The following is a 14,261-nucleotide window of genomic DNA, read 5'->3' on the forward strand; positions in this document are numbered from 1 at the left end:
CATTAACTTCATTAGATTAATTTATTGAATCTAAATTAAATTTTTATTTAGATTTATTCCTTGGGATAAAATCTTGCATCTTTTATAATTTTTACTCAAAATATCTTTTGCCTTATCTAGTTTTATAACGGAATGTCTAATGTAAATAACAGGGGTGTTGAAATGGAATATTCAGTATCTTTTTGTGTATTTGATCATACTATAGGCGGGAATCCTTTTTGGCATGGTTCCTTTTATCTATCGAAACTGGATAAAAGCAAGAAGATGCTTGAAGTCGTTGAGACTTGGGGCTTCTATGGTGTTACTAGTACTGGAGATAAAAACAGTCGTTTCGAACAATTTAAAAGAAAAAATCATTTGGATGTCGATTTGCAAGGTAATCACGGTATGTTGGTCCATGAAGAAATTCGTTTCATGGATCTTGGATATGGTTTACATGGATATACTTTTGAGCTCACTCAGCAGCAATTTGAAGAACTGCAAAGGAGATGTGCAAAAGAAAAGGCAGATCAAGAGGCTGCTATAAAGGAAATAGTAGGGGATGGTCAAAATTTTAAAGTTGATCCGCAAAGGGAGGGAAGAATTTATAAAGAAGAGGCCTATTCCAGACAAATTTTTGAGATTGAGCAAATTAAGGCCAAAATTGAAGGGCGTCCATCTCGATTGAAACCTTTTGATTTTCATTTATCATTGGGTTACAGGCAGGTGAGCTTCTTAGGGTTTGACTTTTGGGTTCCTGTACCCAGTCTTGAAAATTCAAATACCTGTAAAACCAGGGCGGTTGCTCTGTTAGAGGGTATCCTCACTGAAAAGCAGCTTGCACCGTTCAAAAACTCCTCTTTCCCGCGATTTATTTCTGGTTTGGAGCCTATCTTATTACATAGCGAAGGAACATTACGTCCGCATACTAAATCATCAGGTCGACAGGTGTTCTCTCGAAACTGGGGAGATAAAGATGTAAAATTATATTGGAGTGTCCCGCCACAACGTTTTGATAAATTATCAGAAGAGTCAGCAGATTTAGTTAATATAGATACTGAGTATCGCAATGAGGTGAAAGATATTGTCAGGAAGTTACAATGTCTGGAATGGGCAATAAGAAATGCATCTTTCTCTAAGAAATTCAAAGAAGAAGAAGCTTATTTAACTAAATATAAAGATGATTTAGCTGATGTGATCGTGAAGTGCTATAGGGCGTTTGCCATCATTGAGCCTAAAAAAGATACTAAAATATCAGGTTGGCAAGGCTTTGCTCTTTCTTTATTTTCTGTACCCCGAAGTAAGGAAGAGAAAAAATTACAAGATAAAATTCATCACGCTAAAATGCTTTTTAATTCTATTTATTGGGCAATAGTGGATGAATGGAAAATCGATAAGGATTATCCTTCTGAGATTTCTGCCCCTGAAGATGCGGAAGATTATAACGATCTTGAGGCGGTAGCTTCTTATTTATCAAAAAACGATAAGAAAAATGTATGTCAGATAATAGGAAGAAATTATATAGAAAATGAAAAAATGCAAGCGACTTCGCGGATATTTTCCCCAACCTAACGCCTTGAATGGGCGAGAATAATAATAGTGGTCTGGGTTCGATGTAACAAAAAGTGCCTCCCCAGACTACGACTTTTAAAATCAATAACTTAATGCCAATAAAATTTCTTGTGTATCAATTCATTTGGTATCATAATAAAATAATAATGTTGTATTTTTTTGGGACAAATTTACATGGGTAATCCTCTAGACCTTTTCCCAACAGGTTTTCTAACTATCCCATTTGATCAATATCCAGGTGCTAAGGATCCCCAACTTTCGAGCACAGAACTTGAATGGTTGATTACTCAGCTTAATCATTTCATAAATGAAACTCCGTATGCAACTTTAGCAGAAAGTAATTTGGGTTACTGGTTAACGTACGCGCTCCAATGTGCGTTGAATCTATATGATGAGAAAGCAGCACAGCAGATTTGTGCACTTTTATATAATTTATACAATGATGAAAATGCAGAGCCTTTAGTTTCAATCCTTTCTCAGACTCTCGGGGGAGTTTTTGAGGGTCAAACTGTAGCTTATGCTTGGATGGATAACCTCTTTACTGCTACTTTCGATTCCAGAAATAATTCAGTGGTTGTGGCAATTAACTATATTTTCAGTCAGCTGTTAGAGAAAACAGGTGATGAACTTTCTTCCGTTATTGCAAAAAATGTAGAGAAGGGCAGTGAAAAAGGAAAAAATGCAATTCTTGTACTTGCGCGCGCATTGGCAAATGCTACTTCAATGTCTGATAATCAGCCAACAGCGGAATTAATTGCTGAGCTTCTAAGAAGTTTTGTTAAGAAGTCCCCTGGAATTATAAGTGCTGCTTTAACTGAGGAAGTTATTTATGGTTCTTTTAAAGATAAAAGCAGTATCTATGTATTAATGGGTGGATTAAAGAATGCAGTAGAGGATAATCCTAAAGTAGTGCAAATTCTTAGTCGTATTCTGATTGATGTCAATAAGATGTGCCCTGATCACCTGGTTAATTCTTTATGCAAATTCATAAAGTCGGTCCTTATAAAGGTAAGCATACGCTGCACATTATTCTTACTTCACTAGTTTCTGCTGCATATATTGATCAAAATTCAGAGGCTATAGGTACTTTGATTGATGCAGTACATGAGATTTGGAGGAGCAACTTAGATGGCAAAGTTACTTCGGCATTAACACAAACGATTCATAGTGGTGAGCATGTTGATTTAAATGGTATCATGATGATAGTGCGTGCATTGACTGTTGCCATCGATCATCAACTTCAAATAGCACCAATTATCGACTTTTTAAATGATTTTATAAAAAATGATCCCGAAGATTTAGGTTCTGCATTTACTCACCAGGCTCCAAAAAGTACTATAGGTGATTATACGCTTTCGCCTTTACGGGTATTGATAAACACATTGAGTAATAATAAAAATTCATTTCTGAAAACGAAGCTTCAGAATACCATTTGTAAATTGGCTTCTTCTAAATCAGCGGTAGAAATGTCTTTTTCTTTAGATGGCGAACCAAAATCATTTTTTGTAGAAAAAATAGTAAAGGCGCACTCCCTGACTCAAGCAGATGTTCATCGACTCTTTGGAACTGCAAGCCAAAAGCCAAGTTCTGCCCCCTTTGATTCCAGTTTTTTTTTGACAAAAAATAACCTGGGTGAAAAACAATTTTTTTTTCAATCCTGCTATATGGATAAAGCAAGAGCGGTAAAAAAAGAAGAGGCAGATAAGAAAGAAGCTGCTTGCTGCAGCTTTTAAATTCGTGTTCTTCACTTTGATATTTCTTTTTAAAATTTCTTAATATCCAATAACGTGTTGGTGTCTTTAAAGAATAATCATTGATTATATTTTGGTCATAAGTTAAAATGCCCGGCCAATATGGGATCTTTTTGTAATTGATGTGGTGGTCATTATGCCAAATCCTTTTTTTGTTTTTTTAAAGAAAAAACATACCGTTAAAAAATTTACTTCATATCAAATACAGAACAAACTAATGAGCTTCAATTGCTTGTTGCATCAGGCAATAAAGCACAATATAGAAAAAGAGAGCAAGAGCTTAATGAAGAAGGTTATAAATTTAGATTGACCAAAGGAGTTGTTTATGAAATTAGGGATGAAGGCGAAAAAATAAATGTTCGCGTTGCTGTCCAGGTTAAAGGATTCAGCTTAACTTGGTACTTTTGGGCTCCAGATGGAATGGATCAATATCCTCAAGATTTTAGAGATAAATTATATAATGCTGCAGCGAAGGCTCATAAGGAAGTTGAGGATGGATGCGATTTATATCTCAGAGGCAGTGACGACCTCCATGGTAAGTTAATGCATCATCTACCATTAGAGTTTGGACATAATCACAATCATTACCGATTAAAGAATAATAAAGCATATACACCTAAAGATTTTAATCAACACATGGTTGCTCTCGCCAAAACTGAAATTTATCAAGAATTTTTTGAAGAGGGTGAAATTGACGAGATCTGTAAAAATTCGAACAGTTTATTTGGGATGGGTTGCAAAAGAGGGAGCGAAACCTTCACTGGAAGAGGAATACTTCAGCTCTCCATCACAAAAACTAGAATTAGAAGATGTGATTGAGTTGGAGTTATTTGCCCACCAACAGGAACCTTGTCGAATTAATATGACAGAACTCAAAGTAGATTATCAAGCAGCGAGAAAGGAAATAGAGCGGATTGTGAGAGAAGGCCTGACAACGGAAAGCCTAAGTGCATTATTAGAGAAAGTGGATAATGAGTATAATGAATTCGTAGCGTTCAGAAGTACGGGTGGAGCAGAGGACTTACTCCTGAAATAACTGATCCCAGTAAAATTAAAGGAACACGATATCTCGCTAAAACGCGGGTATGGCAGGGATGATAAACTTAAAAAGGAACTACCTGACGTTCCAAAGTGGGCGCACAGTGTTCAATCTGCTATAGATAAAGCAAGAGCATTTATGCTTGAGGATGCGAGAAAAAGATTAGCTGGCACTTTACCGATTAGTGGGAGCATTGGTGAAGGACTTGAAAAAGTGAGCCCTAAGGAACCTGAAAAAGCAACTCCTAAAGCTAAGGAACCTGAAAGAGATAAGCAGGAAGTGGTGGAAGTACTGGGCACGCATGGAACTCTTTTGATCCGAAAGTAAAAGCGTCGGAAGTGGTATTGAGTATACATGCCAGCACTACTTTCCTTGGTCAATTGCAAAGGAAAACGAAAGTACGCAGCAGAAGGGAGAACGGATGTACAGTCAATATTTACAATTAAGTACACGACGCTAATTACATTGAGGAAATAGGAATGTGTAAGCTTTTTCAGGAAAAAAAGAGAAATGCTCAGCGAGTCATTGATGGTTTTACTGACGCTAAAACAAAAGTAGATACTTTTTGTAATACGCTGAATATGTTGGCAAGATAAGCTCTATGCGGCAAATTACAAAAGAAGAGTTCGACGGTGTTGTTCAATTGACAATCAACGAAGAAAAAAATGTTCATCGCTTTTTATTGGAGCTTACAAATGGAACAGATGAAGAGACTATATCAAAAGTGAAGGCGTACATGGTTGACCTCCCTAATTTCAAAAATGCAATGACCTTGTTGAATTATACAGAGATCGCAACAAAAAATATTATAGACAAAAAAGAACGATTAAGTCTGCAGGAAGCATTATCCAATCTAACCATAAAACAACAAACTGAATTATTGGTTTTTATTAACAAACTAAAAGAACTTAAGCCTATTGCAGAATTACTTATAAATCAACCAAAAGCTTTTTAAAGAGCGCCTGCATGAAGCTCCCTCACTAGATGTTGTTGATGAAATAGAGGATGAAGTCCAAAATAGAAATCGCTTGCTTAAGGGCGCTTTAGAGCGATTATTACCTTATCCAGAAGACGATATGGTAAGTGGAGAGATTATTAAGATCCTCAAAAGAAACAGACATTTTCTCACTATATTGGAGTCATTTGATTTCCATGAATCACTGATGGAAGAGATATTAAATGCAAGAGCTACCAATAATAGCAATGAATGAGTCCTTTTCTTTAGGATGTTAACCTGCAGCCACAGCTATTCACCCTTTTTTAATCATAACCCGGGCAAAGTAAATCCAGGTTATGTCTAAGTGTTCCGTCGCTATCAGGGAGTGGTGTGTTGAGCGCATCGTGCGGATAAAATTTTCTAATCAATGTCACATGTTGATGTATGTTGCGCTTGTTTAGAAAAATTTTGGCTCACAAAGGCTGCACGCAAATCCGACGCTCGAGTACCTTAACTGAGAACTGAGCTATTACGTGTCTTGGGTGTTGCTCAAAAGCTACGGTTTTTTTAGTATAAGGGTAATATCAGTATTGTAAAGAAATTCGAACTGGCACTGCCAGTTCGAATTTTATGAAGTGAATTGAAAGATTAAGCGGTCATTGCCTTAACACGAGCTACCAGGCGGCTTTTAATACGAGAAGCTTTATTCTTATGAATCAAACCTTTTCCAGCAGCCTTATCAATAATTGGTTGTGCTTTGGTGTAGGCAGCATGAGCGGCTTCTTTATCACCTGATTCAACAGCTTTAATTACATTTTTGATGTAAGTGCGGAACATAGAAAGTGCACTGGCGTTGTGTTGACGTAGTTTTACGTTTTGGCGAGCACGTTTGATCGCTGATTTAATATTTGCCACTTAAAAATCTCCACTCATTCAGACGGTACAAAAGATGATGATCATGCACAATGAGTTAGAATTTGTCAATAGACTTCTTTGTTTCTAAAGTATAAATTGATTCTCTCAATTGCGGTATGTATTATTTATGCTCAAATGACATGAGGGAATAGGATATCTACCTGGTTCAGGTTATTTCAATGCAAAGGCGGATATGCTGTTATTTAAGATTATGACAGCCGATTCATTTAGTATATTATAAAGTATTTTTACTTTGTGCATAAAAATTATGTCAACAACCGATTCAGAGATTATGGTACCTAAACGGCAGAGCTTATTGCGTTCAACGACACTGGTTTCAGTAATGACCTTTATTTCACGTATTGTAGGTTTTTTGCGCGATATGGTTCTTGCTAATTTTTTTGGTGCCCAAGCCGGTATGGACGCTTTTTTTGTAGCATTCCGCATTCCTAATTTTATGCGTCGTCTTTTTGCAGAAGGAGCTTTTGCTCAAGCTTTTGTACCTGTCCTGGCTGAATATCAAAAAACACGCTCTCCAAACGATGTACGTGTTTTTATTGCACGTATTGCGGGATATTTAGGTTCTATTCTCAGTGTTGTCACGTTAATCGGGATGTTTGCTGCACCTGTGATCATCTTTTTATTTGCCCCAGGTTTTAGTCATGACAGTAGTCGTGCTGTATTGGCAACAGAAATGCTGCGCATTACCTTTCCTTTTTTAATGCTGGTTTCGTTGACTGCTATGGCTGGGGCTGTATTAAATACCTATGGCTATTTTGCAATCCCCGCGTTTACACCGGTATTACTGAACATCAGTATGATTCTTGCAGCGATCTATTTATGCCCTCATTTACCACGACCTGTAGTAGGTTTAGCTTGGGGGGTTCTTATTGCTGGTATTGCGCAGTTGCTTTTTCAAATTCCGTTTTTGTATCAAAGGAATTTATTGGTAAAACCCCAGTTGGTAAGAAATGATGCTGGAGTGAATAAAGTGCTTAAGCTCATGATTCCGGCTTTATTTGGCGTTTCTATTGCCCAACTTAATTTAATGGTTGACAGTATTTTTGCTTCCTTTTTAAAAATTGGCAGTGTTTCTTGGTTGTATTACACAGACCGCCTTACAGATTTCCCATTAGGAGTTTTTGGGGTAGCGATTGCAACGGTAATTCTTCCGCATTTATCGCGAAGACATGCCGAACAAAGCATAAGCCAATACTCAAGCGCGTTGGATTGGGGATTGCGTTCTATTTTACTTATAGGAATTCCTGCGGGTCTGGGGCTGTGTTTGTTTGCTATGCCTTTAATTGCCAGTTGCTTTGCTTATGGCAAGTTTACTGTCTACGATGTGCTTCAGACACAAAAAAGCCTGATTACTCTTGGTGCAGGCGTACCTGCTTTTATGATGGTCAAAGTATTGGCTTCTGGTTTTTATGCACGACAAGATATCAGTACTCCAGTTAAGGTGGGGGCGATTTCTATGGTGATTAATACGTTGTTGTGTTTTCTTTTTGTTTGGCATTTTGCTCATGCAGGTTTGACTTTAGCTTCAGCATTGGCAGGCTATGTCAATTGCGGAACTTTATTATTTTTACTCATTAAGCGAGGGGTATTCAAACCCTCACCGGGATGGGTAAAATACAGTATACAATTACTCTTTGCTAACGTGGCAATTAGTATTTATTTAATTCTCATGAATGGTACAGTAAGTTATTGGCTCAGTTTCCCCCAGGTACGCGTTTAGGCTTATTATCCGTTCACGTATTAGTTGCCGTAATCATTTATTTATTAGTCCTGGGATTAGCCGGGCTTAGACCTGCTCATTTTCGTGGCCAAGTGAAGGAATAAAAATATGCAAGCAAAATTATTTTATGAAACCCAGAGCGACAGAGCTATTCCTCTTTATTTGATTTCACAAAGCCAATGGGAAGAAGGACTAAGCATACTTGCTCCAGCAGAGCAAAATTGTCTTGCCTTGCACCAATTTAAAGGAAAAGTCGGTGATTCTTGTTTTATTCAAAACTCAGATGGATTAATGGATAAAGCGTATATTGGTACAGGTGATGGGAATCAGGTTCAAGCTTTAGCTAATGCAGCGCTATTACTTCCTCCTAATATTTATCAGGTGCAAGGTACTTGTACTCAGGAAGCAGCAATGAGCTGGGCTTTGGCGCAATACCGTTTTGATGCATATAAAAAAACCGATCTGCAACCCCGGCTTTTAATGATTCATCCAGATAATTTAAATCCCCTTTTGGCATTAACCCAAGCTCATTTTCTGGTGAGGGATTTAATCAACAAACCAACAAGCGATTTAGGTCCCAAAGAATTAGCTGAGGTAGTAGAACAATTAGCTAAAACACATAAAGCACAATTCAGGCAATGGGTTGGCGATGAATTGTTAAAAGATAATTTTCCAGCAATTCATGCAGTGGGGCGTGCTGCCAAATCAGAGCCTCGTTTGTTGTCATTAACTTGGGGTGATGAGAAAAATCCTCATGTTACCTTGGTAGGAAAAGGAGTTTGTTTTGATAGCGGAGGTCTGGATATTAAATCGGCATCGGGTATGCGTTTAATGAAAAAAGATATGGGTGGCGCAGCACATGTAATAGGTCTTGCGCAATGGATAATGACTCGCAATTTACCCATTCGTCTACAAATACTTATTCCCGCAGTTGAAAATTCTATAGGGCCTGATGCATTTAGACCTGGCGATGTCATCACAATGCGTAATGGTTTAACGGTGGAAGTGCATAATACAGATGCAGAAGGACGTTTGGTTTTGGCTGATGCTTTGGTAAAGGCATGCGAAGAGCTGCCTGAATTACTCATTGATTTTGCGACGTTAACAGGAGCTGCTCGAGTTTCAGTGGGTACCGAAATTGCTGCTCTGTTTACTAATAATGATCAATTGGCTGCAGAAGTAACGGCAGCATCCCATAAAGCAGCTGATCCGGTCTGGCGTTTGCCTTTATTTGCTCCTTATGAGGAATTGCTTCGCTCAAGTGTTGCTGATTTAACTAATTCCAGTGATCATCCTTTTGCAGGAGCAATTGTTGCAGGTTTGTTTCTTCAACGTTTCATAACAAAATCCATCCCATGGATGCATTTTGACATTATGGCATGGAATTTAGGCAGTAAGGCAGGAAAGCCTGAGGGGGAGAAGCGATGGGGTTACATACTGTTGCAGAATATTTACTAAAGGCTTATGGGTAATAATATCGAGTTTAAAAGGAGATTTTTGATGTTAGTAACATTTCAAGCAGATGCTTATTAGAAGATATTACTTATTTTGCAGATATAGCCAAACGTCTGCTTTCTTTAATGGGGCATAGCGGTACCATTCCTGGGGCGATTAAATCCGAGCATCTTCCTGAAGCATTAGAAAGGTTACAGGCTGCTCTTAAAAAAGAAACAAAAATTGTTGAGGATGATGAAGACAATGAACAGGAAATCAGTTTGGCAAAACGAGCTGTTCCTTTAATTAGCTTGCTCCAAGCAGCAATAAAAAAAGATAAAGATATTCTTTGGGACTAATGTATTGCTTATTGTTTTTGTAGCCTGGGTGTAGCACACCGAAACCCGGGTTCCGCTGCGCTGCACCCAGGCTACTACGTTTTTTCCTGTTGAGATTTTATGGGAATCTCTCATGCTACACAGGCCGCATGTATTTTGTAGACTGTTTAATCAATCTGATGTGTATGCAACTCGCAACCTTTTGCTCTATAGTCTCTATAATGCGCGCGACTTTGTTCTTTGTCCGCTTCTACATTGATTACGATTTCCATAATACGCTTAAATTTAGGGTAAAAATCCGGAACGTGACTCGCAAGATTCAATAAAATATCATTAAATCCTCTGGGCTCGTACTCATAACCAATTTGTATTGGCGGAGGGGGTATGGGGCCTTCGCCTTGGAGGTTATGTGGAATAAAGCTGTCTTCTTTAAAAGTCCATAACAGCTCATCTAAAAGTTCCGCATCCTGTTTATCCTTGCATAAGACATAAACTTTATGGCCTTTAGTATAAGCTTTTTCCAAAAGACGGCAGGCGACCAGCCAACGTGCATCATTCTGGTCGCTCGCTAATAAATAAAAATCAACACGAATTGGCGGCATGGCGTATTATTTGAGTGAGTAAAGGAACTGGCCTACCTGTGGCATTACGATTTTTACCAAAAACCCAGGCTGTACCTGCAATGTCTAAATGTGCCCAACGATATTTTTCTGTAAAGCGAGATAGGAAACACGCTGCAGTAACACTGCTTGCCGTACGATCAAAGCCTGCATTGATCATATCTGCTAAAGGGCTATCAAGAGCATCTTGGTATTCATCATCTAAAGGCATACGCCATACTCTGTCATTGCTTTCTTTAGCTGCGTTCTCAATCAGTTGTGCTAACTCTTCATCCTGGGTCATGAAACCGGACGCTACTGTCCCTAAGGCGACAATAACTCCACCAGTAAGTGTTGCAACATCGATGACAAATTGGGGCTGATACCGTTCTGCATAAGTGAGTGCATCAGCTAAGACCAGGCGGCCCTCGGCATCGGTATTAATAATTTCGACAGTTTGTCCTGACATGCTGGTGACAATATCTCCCGACTTAACTGAGGTGCCACTTACCATATTCTCAGCACTGGCGATTAAACCTATAACATTGATGGGAAGCTTTAATAAAGCACAGGCTTTTAAGGCGCCTAATACACTGGCAGCACCCGACATATCGTATTTCATTTCATCCATCGCATTTGCTGGTTTGATGGATAATCCACCCGAATCAAAAGTAATTCCTTTGCCCACCAAAATTATTGGGGGTAAATCACCAGCTCCTTTGTAATGGATGTCTATGAGCCTTGGTGGCTGAGCTGAGCCTTGGGCAACTGCTAGTAAAGTCTCCATACCCATTTTGCGCATTTCATCAGGGCCCATAACCTTGCAATTCATGTGTTGGGTGAATTGTTTGGCTAGCTGTAATGCTTGTTCGCCCAAATAGGTAGGGGTACAGATATTGGCTGGCATATTTGCCAGATGGCGCGTCAATTCAACACCTGCTGCAATTGCCTGGCCTGATTTTAATCCTTCTTCACTGGCATTGGGCAAATAAAAAGTTATAGTTTCTAGTTGATGGGGTTTTGCTTTTTTCTTTTTAAAATCGAGTAATTGATAACATTGATTATCTATTTGGATAACCATTTGCTCCAATTGCCAATCTGCAGAATATTGAGTGAGTAATGGCAAACATACAGTTGCAGTTCGGATGCGGTGCTTAATTAATGCTCCTGTAATCTCACCTAGCCTTTTTTTTAGTTGAGGAGGAGTAAATTTTGTTTGTTCGCCGCATTGAATGATGAATATACTACCATGCACATCATGATGCCATTGTGTATCGCCAGTATCAGAGGTTTTCTTAATAAGCCTACTGATTAGGCCGTGATGCTCTTTATCAAGAGTCAAAGCAAAATCGGTTAACTCAGCATCAGAAAATACCCCAAGAACCAGACATTCACTAGTTGATAAAGTAGGTTTGTGCGTTAATCCGTAATTCATTTTAATGGTTCCTACACTTGGATGGCCTTTGGGAAAGCATAACCCACGGATTTTCCTTAGTTCTAATTCCAGGCTGCTTTTGACTGTAGTTTACCCAAATTAAGCTTGATTTTAAACAGGCATTTTACAGTCTATTAATGGACTTTTAGGTACAATGATTTGGACATTGATGCCTTTAATTGTTGGACTATTTTGTGCTTTGTTAAGGTAATCAATTAATGGAACATCAACTACTTTGCCGTATTCTGACGAAGCTTCGCGAAAATACAATTGACCATTATTTCTAATTGCAAAGCCTAAATGTGAAATATTTAACGCAGTGCCAATTTTTTGACTTAAATCCCAGTTTGGTCTAACGATTTCAATAATTGCTCCATGAGGAATTTGTGCGAATAAATACATATTTGGTTTATTTTCGGAAAATAACGCAGTAAAAGGAAGATAAGGAACTTTTTCTGAAGCGACTTCTAATTTTGCCCCTTTTCTTTTTAATTCGGCCAATCGGTTCCGTTCTTTCGCATTATCTGCATTTTCTAGTCTAATTGTTTCTACAGTTTTAAAGGCATACCAATTGGGCTTATTAATGATTGCATCAGCAATTTTGGCTACTGGTTGATTATTTTGGTCTTTAATGGTGAGCGTAATGTCTTTCAGTATTCCACTGTGCTGATTATTTTGATTCCAATCCAAGCCAGTAAAATGATTTCGATATAGGTAAGAGACGGTTCCGTTTTTATAGCGTATGTTATCGATACATTGTTGAAATGATGAAAGGGAGTTTGCCACAGCTAAAGACAAAACAGTGTCAACATACGTCTCACAGTCGAATGCATCAACACGATATTTGGGAAATTGATCGTATTGTGCTGATGAACCTTCTCCAAGAGAGCCAAGAAGGTAAGGCACTCCTAAAAATTGGCTGCTAATCCAATCTATTCTGTCGGGCATAGAACTATTCGGCATGCTGCTCAGTCTATGGTATAGTTCTTCTATTGAGGAATTAGCCTGTTTTTCAGTACTATTCGAATCAAAAGCATTACTCTGAAAAGAAATGAGAAGACAGGTTATAAAAACCAGATGTTTTAAGGGAGTAAGAGTGTACTTCATCAGTTTTTTCTATCTAAAGCCAAAAAAGAATTTCATTTTAACCTGTTCTAGAGTATGGAGGCAAGAATGCTCAATTTAATTTGGCTGGGGATGATACTGATTTCTGTAATAGTTGGGGTGATTGAGGGGCGTATTGATGAGGTTGCACGCGCCGTCACTGAATCCGCCAAACTTGGCTTTGAAATCGCCCTTGGTTTAGCAGGAATCATGACTTTATGGCTGGGAATAATGTCTATTGCAAATGAATCAGGTTTGGTTAACTTGCTGGGAAAAATTCTTAAGCCGATCTTAAGACGGCTATTCCCTGATATTCCTACCGAACATCCTGCAATGGGGGCTATAACCATGAATCTTGCCGCGAATATGCTAGGGCTGGCTAATGCAGCAACCCCGTTTGGTCTACAAGCGATGAAAGAACTGCAAGCACTGAATCAACATGCAAAAATTGCAACGAATTCAATGTGTACTTTCCTGGCAATTAATACTTCAAGTGTGCAGATAATTCCTGCTACTGCTATTGCATATTTGGCAGCAAATGGCAGTACCAACCCAAGCAGTGTTATAGTCAGTTCCATGATCGCAACAATCATTTCTACTCTGGTTGCCATTATTTCTGTAAAACATTTAGAAAAATTACCGATGTTTCGTGTTGGAAGGAAAGACAGCTTATGATCGGATTCGCCAACCAATTGTCCAATTGGATGCTTATAGTTTTTATCGTAGGGATTCCTTTATATGGAGCAATTAAAAAAATTAATGTGTTTGATGCATTTATTGTTGGTGCGAAACAAGGTTTTGATACAATTTTGAGTATCGTCCCTTATTTAATTGCAATGATCGTTGCTATAGGCATGCTGCGTGCCTCTGGCTTTTTTAGTCTCATAGCAAATCTCCTTGCTCCGCTTCTAGCCATGATTGGCATGCCTCCAGAAGTATTACCATTGGCTTTAATCCGACCTTTTTCAGGAAGTGCCTCAACAGGAATGATGGCAGAATTGATTCATCAATATGGTGGAGATTCACTCATTTCCAAAATTGCAGCAACTATGATGGGAAGTACAGAAACTACATTTTATGTCATTGCTGTGTATTTTGGTTCTATAGGAATTCGACGTACACGACATGCTATTCCAGCAGGATTGCTCGCAGATCTTGCCGGAATTATTGCTTCTGTAATTGTTTGTCGTTATTTATTCGGGTGATGTTCGTTACAAAATAATAATTGTTTATGATGCCAATGGTAAAGATAAGACAATTTAACAAGAAAGGTATCTAATGAAAAAACAATTACAATTAATGACACTAGTTCCTATTATTTTATATGGGACAAGTTCATACGCCTATAGCATAAGAAACACTTACCCAGCGGAACTCGTATGTGTACAGATGAAAAAACCTCATGCTACATACACTA

13 protein-coding genes and 3 pseudogenes are annotated in these 14,261 nt (G+C 38.4%); 12 read left to right on the plus strand and 4 right to left on the minus strand.

Features of this window, described 5'->3' with window-relative positions:
- Positions 1 to 162 precede the first annotated feature (162 nt).
- From FOLKNPGA_RS18335 to FOLKNPGA_RS18365, 7 genes are all read left to right on the plus strand, one after another.
- Positions 163 to 1,551 (plus strand): hypothetical protein, encoded by a 1,389-nt coding sequence (locus tag FOLKNPGA_RS18335; protein ID WP_182350478.1) that lies wholly within the window; start codon positions 163 to 165, stop codon positions 1,549 to 1,551.
- A gap of 174 nt (positions 1,552 to 1,725) precedes the next feature.
- Entirely contained in the window at positions 1,726 to 2,595 is an 870-nt protein-coding gene (locus FOLKNPGA_RS18340; protein ID WP_182352944.1) for a hypothetical protein, read from the plus strand.
- Entirely contained in the window at positions 2,529 to 3,284 is a 756-nt protein-coding gene (locus FOLKNPGA_RS18345; RefSeq protein ID WP_182352945.1) for a hypothetical protein, read from the plus strand. Before FOLKNPGA_RS18340 ends, FOLKNPGA_RS18345 begins: the two co-directional genes overlap by 67 nt.
- A gap of 246 nt (positions 3,285 to 3,530) precedes the next feature.
- Positions 3,531 to 4,121, plus strand: coding sequence for a hypothetical protein (locus FOLKNPGA_RS18350; protein ID WP_182352946.1), 591 nt, complete (start codon positions 3,531 to 3,533; stop codon positions 4,119 to 4,121).
- A complete protein-coding gene (locus tag FOLKNPGA_RS18355; protein ID WP_182352947.1) occupies positions 4,114 to 4,338 on the plus strand; it encodes a hypothetical protein in 225 nt (74 codons plus the stop codon). Before FOLKNPGA_RS18350 ends, FOLKNPGA_RS18355 begins: the two co-directional genes overlap by 8 nt.
- 141 nt (positions 4,339 to 4,479) lie before the next feature.
- Complete coding sequence (locus tag FOLKNPGA_RS18360) at positions 4,480 to 4,668, plus strand: hypothetical protein (RefSeq protein ID WP_182352948.1); 189 nt, start codon at positions 4,480 to 4,482, stop codon at positions 4,666 to 4,668.
- A 274-nt stretch (positions 4,669 to 4,942) separates the two neighbouring features.
- A complete protein-coding gene (locus tag FOLKNPGA_RS18365) occupies positions 4,943 to 5,296 on the plus strand; it encodes a hypothetical protein (protein WP_182352949.1) in 354 nt (117 codons plus the stop codon).
- A 630-nt stretch (positions 5,297 to 5,926) separates the two neighbouring features.
- Here the strand turns inward: FOLKNPGA_RS18365 and rpsT are convergent.
- On the minus strand, positions 5,927 to 6,193 hold the full coding sequence (gene rpsT, locus FOLKNPGA_RS18370; protein WP_182352950.1) for a 30S ribosomal protein S20: 267 nt from the start codon (positions 6,191 to 6,193) through the stop codon (positions 5,927 to 5,929).
- 268 nt (positions 6,194 to 6,461) lie between these two features.
- Between rpsT and murJ the strand changes: the two are divergent.
- The 3 pseudogenes from murJ (at position 6,462) to FOLKNPGA_RS18385 (ending at position 9,727) form a co-directional block, all read left to right on the plus strand.
- Positions 6,462 to 8,038 (plus strand): annotated as a pseudogene (gene murJ / locus FOLKNPGA_RS18375) (murein biosynthesis integral membrane protein MurJ).
- A gap of 4 nt (positions 8,039 to 8,042) precedes the next feature.
- Positions 8,043 to 9,406: pseudogene (locus tag FOLKNPGA_RS18380) on the plus strand (M17 family metallopeptidase).
- Between the two features lie 28 nt (positions 9,407 to 9,434).
- A pseudogene (locus FOLKNPGA_RS18385) lies at positions 9,435 to 9,727 on the plus strand (DUF1840 domain-containing protein).
- A gap of 146 nt (positions 9,728 to 9,873) precedes the next feature.
- Here the strand turns inward: FOLKNPGA_RS18385 and FOLKNPGA_RS18390 are convergent.
- The 3 genes from FOLKNPGA_RS18390 to FOLKNPGA_RS18400 form a co-directional block, all read right to left on the minus strand.
- A complete protein-coding gene (locus FOLKNPGA_RS18390) occupies positions 9,874 to 10,308 on the minus strand; it encodes a DNA polymerase III subunit chi (RefSeq protein ID WP_182350471.1) in 435 nt (144 codons plus the stop codon).
- A complete protein-coding gene (locus FOLKNPGA_RS18395; protein WP_182350470.1) occupies positions 10,289 to 11,740 on the minus strand; it encodes a leucyl aminopeptidase in 1,452 nt (483 codons plus the stop codon). The genes FOLKNPGA_RS18390 and FOLKNPGA_RS18395 overlap by 20 nt, the downstream gene beginning before the upstream one ends.
- A 111-nt stretch (positions 11,741 to 11,851) precedes the next feature.
- Positions 11,852 to 12,847, minus strand: a complete 996-nt coding sequence (locus FOLKNPGA_RS18400; protein WP_182350469.1) for an N-acetylmuramoyl-L-alanine amidase-like domain-containing protein — start codon at positions 12,845 to 12,847, stop codon at positions 11,852 to 11,854.
- Positions 12,848 to 12,913: 66 nt separating this feature from the next.
- Between FOLKNPGA_RS18400 and FOLKNPGA_RS18405 the strand changes: the two genes are divergently transcribed.
- Positions 12,914 to 13,519 carry a nucleoside recognition domain-containing protein gene (locus FOLKNPGA_RS18405; protein ID WP_182350468.1) on the plus strand — a complete coding sequence of 202 codons (606 nt, stop codon included), beginning with the start codon at positions 12,914 to 12,916 and terminating at the stop codon, positions 13,517 to 13,519.
- Positions 13,516 to 14,049, plus strand: coding sequence for a spore maturation protein (locus tag FOLKNPGA_RS18410; RefSeq protein ID WP_182350467.1), 534 nt, complete (start codon positions 13,516 to 13,518; stop codon positions 14,047 to 14,049). The genes FOLKNPGA_RS18405 and FOLKNPGA_RS18410 overlap by 4 nt, the downstream gene beginning before the upstream one ends.
- The last annotated feature ends 212 nt before the right edge of the window (positions 14,050 to 14,261 follow it).

Origin of the sequence: Legionella sp. PC1000, from assembly GCF_014109805.1 — a bacterium.
Taxonomy (GTDB): domain Bacteria; phylum Pseudomonadota; class Gammaproteobacteria; order Legionellales; family Legionellaceae; genus Legionella; species Legionella resiliens.

Bases quoted from the DNA above. Each gene is read 5' to 3' on its own strand.
- FOLKNPGA_RS18405 (WP_182350468.1), top strand. From the start codon at position 12,914: ATGCTCAATTTAATTTGGCTGGGGATGATACTGATTTCTGTAATAGTT.
- FOLKNPGA_RS18340 (WP_182352944.1), top strand. From the start codon at position 1,726: ATGGGTAATCCTCTAGACCTTTTCCCAACAGGTTTTCTAACTATCCCA.
- FOLKNPGA_RS18360 (WP_182352948.1), top strand. From the start codon at position 4,480: ATGCTTGAGGATGCGAGAAAAAGATTAGCTGGCACTTTACCGATTAGT.
- FOLKNPGA_RS18410 (WP_182350467.1), top strand. From the start codon at position 13,516: ATGATCGGATTCGCCAACCAATTGTCCAATTGGATGCTTATAGTTTTT.
- FOLKNPGA_RS18345 (WP_182352945.1), top strand. From the start codon at position 2,529: ATGCAAATTCATAAAGTCGGTCCTTATAAAGGTAAGCATACGCTGCAC.
- FOLKNPGA_RS18390 (WP_182350471.1), bottom strand. From the start codon at position 10,308: ATGCCGCCAATTCGTGTTGATTTTTATTTATTAGCGAGCGACCAGAAT.
- FOLKNPGA_RS18335 (WP_182350478.1), top strand. From the start codon at position 163: ATGGAATATTCAGTATCTTTTTGTGTATTTGATCATACTATAGGCGGG.
- FOLKNPGA_RS18365 (WP_182352949.1), top strand. From the start codon at position 4,943: ATGCGGCAAATTACAAAAGAAGAGTTCGACGGTGTTGTTCAATTGACA.
- FOLKNPGA_RS18400 (WP_182350469.1), bottom strand. From the start codon at position 12,847: ATGAAGTACACTCTTACTCCCTTAAAACATCTGGTTTTTATAACCTGT.
- FOLKNPGA_RS18395 (WP_182350470.1), bottom strand. From the start codon at position 11,740: ATGAATTACGGATTAACGCACAAACCTACTTTATCAACTAGTGAATGT.